This window comes from Streptococcus sp. S784/96/1 (assembly GCF_902729355.1).
In the GTDB taxonomy this organism is placed as follows: domain Bacteria; phylum Bacillota; class Bacilli; order Lactobacillales; family Streptococcaceae; genus Streptococcus; species Streptococcus caledonicus.
Map to the genome: position 1 here is coordinate 1 of NZ_CACVCC010000074.1, position 900 is coordinate 900.

Below are 900 nucleotides of genomic sequence, written 5' to 3' on the forward strand. Positions count from 1 at the left end.
CATCTGACAAACCTCGTGGATCCACTTTTGGTGAACGGAGCTTGAGAATATCAACCACATTGATAAAGCGAATCTTAAGTTCTGGGAAAGCTTTATGTAGGATAGAAATACCTGCCAAAACTTCCAAATTTGGTTCGGTACCTGCTGCCGCAAAGACAACATCTGGTTCTTCATCTGGTGAGACATTTGAGGCCCAGTCAATGACTTTATAACCTTCACGAACCAATTCTTCTGCTTCTGCGATTGAGTAGAACTGTGGTCGTGGGTGCTTAGAAGTGACAATCACATTAACCTTATCTTCGTCTGCAAAAGCTTTTTCCATAACTGCAAAAAGTGAGTTACTATCTGCTGGCAAGTATTCTCGGATATACTCTGGCGTCTTCTCTGCTAAATGCGTCAAAAGACCTGGATCTTGGTGAGTGTAACCATTGTGGTCTTGTTGGAAAACCGTTGAAGTCGCAATCAAGTTAAGGGATGGGTAGTTTTTACGCCAGTCCGTATGTGTTTTAGACTTACGTAACCATTTGAAATGTTGCGTAATCATTGAGTCAACGACACGGAGGAAGGATTCATACGACGCAAAGAAGCCATGGCGACCTGTCAAGACATAACCTTCTAAGAAGCCTTCTGCTTGGTGCTCAGAGAGTTGTGAATCAATAACGCGTCCTACTGGAGAAATCCACTCATCGTAAGATTCATCGCGACGACCAAGCCATTGACGATTCGTCACTTTAAAAACATTATTGAGACGATTTGACTTGGTTTCATCCGGACCAAAGACACGGAAGTTATCTGGGTTAGCCTCTACCAGGTCAGCCACATAATTCCCAAATTCAATCATGTCTTGTTTCATAAGGGCACCTGGAGTTGAGGTATCAATAGCGTGTTTACGCCAGTCTG

1 pseudogene is annotated in these 900 nt (G+C 43.3%); it reads right to left on the reverse strand.

The features are described 5' to 3' along the window. Positions 1–900 (reverse strand): annotated as a pseudogene (locus tag GZ996_RS11630) (phosphoketolase); the annotation flags it as partial.